The organism is Streptococcus sp. HMSC072C09 (genome assembly GCF_001813105.1).
In the GTDB taxonomy this organism is placed as follows: Bacteria; Bacillota; Bacilli; order Lactobacillales; family Streptococcaceae; genus Streptococcus.
Genome location: NZ_KV811488.1, coordinates 162,902 through 167,603, shown reverse-complemented (window position 1 = coordinate 167,603; position 4,702 = coordinate 162,902). Strand labels below are relative to the sequence as shown.

Below are 4,702 nucleotides of genomic sequence, written 5' to 3'. Positions count from 1 at the left end.
GAATCCCAAGGACTGTCAAAAGCAAGGTCACTAGGTAGCCAGATCCAACTCCTAAGGCAAATGATGGTGTCAAGGTACCCCCATAAGCACCATTGCGCAAGAGGAGATAAACCAGAAGCCCCTTCACTGCAAGAGCCAGTGGAAGATAAGGAATCGGCTGACTAGACAAGAGGGATTGCGCTAGTACCTGGCCATTTCCCATAAAGATAGGGAAAAAGGCTACTAGGCTCCCCAGCATTAGAAAGGCTAGAGGAAGAGCCCAAAGAATCGTCCCATCCTTGCGCCGTTTGTGACTAGCCCGCTTGGCGAGGAAAGCAAAGACCAGAGCCATGGGAGTGACCAAGAAAGCAATCACAATAGCCTGTAAGAAGCTGCTAGCCGACCATGAAACTGCGGACAGGTGATAAATGGCCTCCTGACCAACAATAGGCTGAGCGACCCAGGTGGCCAGATAAGTACTGGTCAAAACCAGTAGAAGGTTCTGCCAACTGTAGGCAAGTCCTAAGGTCTCAAAGACGAACAAGCTACTGGCAAAGGGAACCTGATAAACCGAAGCCAAACCAGCTCCAGCCCCACAGGCAATCAAGACTTTTCGCTCTTTAAGAGCGAGTGAGAATCCCTTCGCCAAGCAACCAGCTAGAAGAGCCCCGACCTCACGTGGGGCTCCTTCTTTTCCGACCGATGCACCTGCTCCGACAATCGCCACCTGCATCCCTGCATGAAGGAGGTGGGCTAAGGGCGCTGGATCCCGGTCTCCAGCTAGGTCAATTTGCTGGCGAATAGACAGGATCTTATAACGTTTTTGCAGGACATACCAGAAGCCAGCTGCGAAGCACCCAGTCACACACAAGACCAGAAATCTACGGAGAACTCCAGCTTCTTGAAATTGCTGGAGCAAATCTGACGTAGCTTGGCCAAAGGCCAGCCCTTGCACCCCTTCTAGTAGATAATGGCAGGCAATTCCGACCAGACCTGTTCCTATTCCCAAGGATAAAGTAGCTAGAAGTAACCTCAGTCCGTAGGGCAGACTTTGGAGTCGTACTTTCATTGGATTAGAGTTCAGCAAGAATCGCTTTCAGCAATCCTTTGAAGTCGCCTTTGACGCGCTCTGTCACTTCCACTACTTCTTCGTGGTTGAGCTCTTCTTGGAAACCAGCCGCAAAGTTGGTAATACATGAAATACCAAGAACCTTCAAACCAGAGTGTGCTGCAATGATGACTTCCGGAACGGTTGACATTCCGACAGCATCTGCGCCAAGTGTCTTAAACGCACGGATTTCAGCTGGAGTTTCGTAGGTAGGACCAGTCACACCGATATAAACCCCATCATCCAATTTGATACCCAATTTGTCAGCTACTTTATGAGCTGTCTCACGGTATTCAGGTGTGTAAGCTTTAGACATATCTGGGAAACGTGGACCAAAGTCATCCAAGTTTTCACCGATCAATGGGTTTTGACCAGTCATATTGATGTGGTCTGTGATAGCCATCAAAGTACCTGGTCCATATCCGATACCACCAGCAGCGTTGGTAACAAGAACCCCTTCACATCCCAAAACTTTCATGACACGAACTGGGAAAGTTACCACTTCCAATGGGTTTCCTTCGTAGAAGTGGAAACGTCCTTGAAGGGCCAAAACCTTACGTCCAGCAAGCTCACCGTAGACCAATTTACCAGCATGGCCGACAACCGTTGAACGACCCCAGTTTGGAATTTCAGAGTAGTCTACTACGACTGGATTTTCGATTTCTTCAGCCAATTCTCCAAGACCTGATCCAAGGATCAAGCCAAACTCAGGTGCTTCCATTCCTTTGCCTTTCAAAAAAGCAGCTGTTTCATTGATTTTTGCTAATAATGTCATTGCATATCTCCTTTATGATTTCCTTAAAAATTGGCCAATTTTGTCAAATGTATTGGCATTGCGAATGGTCAACAGGCGGTAATCCGGCATCTTGAGGACTTGTCTGTGGTAAGCGGTCTTTGTGTAGGTCTCTTCTGAGTATTTGCCCCAGTAAATCCCTAGATTCCCACGATGGATGATTTCATCACCGAGCGAAAAAGAGGAGACCAGCTCCCAGATAGCATCCTGATTGAGGCCTTCTGTGTAAAAGAGAACATCCTTGCGGGCCAGATCCTCCTGCCACCAGGCTGGTAAAGCAGCGAGATCTTGCGCATAGTCCTCAGCTGAAAAGAGAGAAAAAGACTGGATAAAGGGATAGTGATCACAAAAGAAATGTCCCAGCAAATCCACCAATTCTTCTTTAGAACCAGCAGATTCAAAGAAGATATTGCCACTATTGATGTAGGTCTCTACCCCATCCAGCTCGATCGTTTGGAGCTCCTCTCGAAGCTCTGCCATCACGACCTTGTTTTTCCCGCCAACATTGATCCCTCTTACGAGGAGAGCGAAGCGTGTCATCTTAGTTCAATTTGTCTAAGAAGCTTTCACCGATCATGGCTTTTTCAACACCAAAGTTCTCTGCAATTGTCGCAGAGATATCAGAGAAATGTCCAACTGGAATCACACCATTGCCCTTGAAGGATGGGCTATAAGCCAAGAATGGAATGTATTCACGCGTATGGTCTGTACCAGCGTAAGTTGGGTCATTTCCGTGGTCTGCCGTGATCATCAAGAGGTCATCTTCACGCATCGCAGCGATGATTTCTGGCAAGCGTTCGTCAAACTCATGCAAGCAATCGCGGTAACCATGAGCATTGCGACGGTGACCATAAAGAGCATCAAAGTCTACCAAGTTGGTAAATGAGAACCCTTCTTGGAACTCAGGAAGTCCCATCGTCTTAATCAAGGTATCTATACCGTGGCTATTTGATTTGTTGTGGCCCATATCGTGGTTGATACCAGCACCATTGAAAATATCGTTGATCTTACCAACTGCATAGGTATCGATCCCAGCTTCGTTCAACTTGTCCAAAACAGTTGGCGCAAATGGTGAAACAGCCAAGTCACGACGGTTGGCTGTCCGTGTGAAGTTGCCTGGTTCCCCAACATAAGGACGCGCAATGATCCGACCAAGAAGAGCTGGACGTTCCAAAGTGATGGAACGAGCGTATTCACAGATACGGTAGAGTTCATCCAAAGGAATGATGTCTTCGTGAGCAGCGATTTGAAGGACAGGATCTGCTGATGTATAAATGATCAATTCACCAGTTTCCATTTGACGTGGTCCAAAGTCATCGATGACCGCTGTACCAGAATAAGGTTTGTTAGCTTCACGGATGACCTTACGTCCTGAGAATTCTTCAATCTTTGTAATAATTTCTTCAGGGAAACCATTCCAGAAGGTATCAAAAGGTTCTGTAATGTTGAGCCCCATGATTTCCCAGTGACCAGTCATGGTGTCTTTCCCAAGAGAGACTTCTTGCAATTTTGTCGCATACCCAGTTGGGTTGCTTTCAGCTGGCACAGTCTTCAATGGCACTTCACGAGGAATATTTCCAAGACCGATTTTCGCCATGTTTGGTACATTCAAGCCGACGGTTTTAGAGATGTGTCCCAAAGTATCAGATGCTCCATCTGGAACTCCTGCATTGACAAAGTTATTGGCATCTGGTGCAGCACCGATCCCAACTGAATCCAGCACAACTAAGTGCATGCGTTTAAATTTTGACATATACTGCCTCTTTCCTTTATTAAACTAGCTATATTATACCATATCCCTATAAGAAGAGAGCCGTTGTTTGATCCGAGACTGGGACAAAAGTCCTAGCCTCTCAATTATTTTTAGGTTGTCGAGCAAGACGCAGTGGTTGAGTGGGCTCTACTACGCTGATTTCATCAGCTTTTACAGCCCTACTCAACTGTGCGGAGGTGGGACAACGAAATCGAATTCTAACGAATAACCGATTTCTGTCCCACTCTCTATTTTTCAATGATGACAGGGCCATCTGGTGTCCCTACAATCACTTTTGAAATCATATTCAAGAACAAACCATGCTCTACAACGCCTACGGTGTGATCTAGTTCATTAGCCAAAGCTTCCGTATCCTTAATCACCTTGAGATCCAAGTCAATGATAAAGTTGCCTTGGTCAGTGACAAAGCGTTGATCTTCCGCAAGACGGAAGGCAGGATGGTAGCCTTTTTGCTCAAAATGACGGAAGAGATTTTCAGCCCCGTATTGCACTACTTCCACTGGAAGTTTGAAAGCCCCAAGGGTTGCGACTTGTTTGGATTCATCCACAATCCAAATGCAGTCTTTTGAATTGGTTGCGACGATCTTTTCCATGAGGAGAGCCCCACCGCCACCTTTGATCCCGTTTAATTGAGGATCCACTTCATCTGCGCCATCTACTGTCACATCGACCACTTCGACATCGTCGATGGCCTTGAGCGGGATGCCTAAACTTTCAGCCTGATCATAGGTCACACTCGACGTTGTGACAGCTGTGATCTGCAAGCCTTCTTCTTTGATGCGACGACCCAATTCAGCCACAAAATAATAAGCAGTTGACCCTGTACCGAGACCGACAATCATGCCGTCTTTGACAAACTCAGCCGCCTTAATTCCTACCTGTTCTTTTAGGTTTACCATCATAGACCTCCTTTTATATTCTCTTACAGTATAGCATATTCTGAAAGAGATTTCACTAATTATTTGAAAACCTTTCCAGTTTTAGTTCTAAAAGCAAAACCTTGCCCGTCCTCTGACTTTACGATAGAATAGAGATGAATCTACAGGAA

At 46.3% G+C, this 4,702-nt stretch carries 5 protein-coding genes; all 5 read right to left on the bottom strand.

The genetic code is table 11. The features are described 5' to 3' along the window. A partial coding sequence (locus HMPREF2893_RS03275; protein ID WP_186822239.1) for a chloride channel protein occupies positions 1-1,048 on the bottom strand: 1,048 nt, incomplete at its 3' end. Positions 1,049-1,052: 4 nt separating this feature from the next. Continuing rightward, the gene (locus HMPREF2893_RS03270) at positions 1,053-1,862 is read right to left on the bottom strand and encodes a purine-nucleoside phosphorylase (protein ID WP_070674259.1); all 810 of its coding nucleotides are present in this window, start codon (positions 1,860-1,862) and stop codon (positions 1,053-1,055) included. A gap of 12 nt (positions 1,863-1,874) precedes the next feature. Further along, positions 1,875-2,420, bottom strand: a complete 546-nt coding sequence (locus HMPREF2893_RS03265) for a DUF1697 domain-containing protein (RefSeq protein ID WP_070674256.1) — start codon at positions 2,418-2,420, stop codon at positions 1,875-1,877. 1 nt (position 2,421) lies between these two features. Continuing rightward, entirely contained in the window at positions 2,422-3,633 is a 1,212-nt protein-coding gene (locus HMPREF2893_RS03260) for a phosphopentomutase (protein WP_070674253.1), read from the bottom strand. A gap of 248 nt (positions 3,634-3,881) precedes the next feature. Then, positions 3,882-4,553, bottom strand: coding sequence for a ribose-5-phosphate isomerase RpiA (gene rpiA / locus HMPREF2893_RS03255; protein WP_070674250.1), 672 nt, complete (start codon positions 4,551-4,553; stop codon positions 3,882-3,884). Positions 4,554-4,702: the final 149 nt, after the last annotated feature.

What these genes read in the sequence shown, in the direction of transcription:
- HMPREF2893_RS03270 (WP_070674259.1), bottom strand. Translation starts at nt 1,862, where the DNA reads ATGACATTATTAGCAAAAATCAATGAAACAGCTGCTTTTTTGAAAGGC.
- HMPREF2893_RS03265 (WP_070674256.1), bottom strand. Translation starts at nt 2,420, where the DNA reads ATGACACGCTTCGCTCTCCTCGTAAGAGGGATCAATGTTGGCGGGAAA.
- HMPREF2893_RS03260 (WP_070674253.1), bottom strand. Translation starts at nt 3,633, where the DNA reads ATGTCAAAATTTAAACGCATGCACTTAGTTGTGCTGGATTCAGTTGGG.
- rpiA (WP_070674250.1), bottom strand. Translation starts at nt 4,553, where the DNA reads ATGGTAAACCTAAAAGAACAGGTAGGAATTAAGGCGGCTGAGTTTGTC.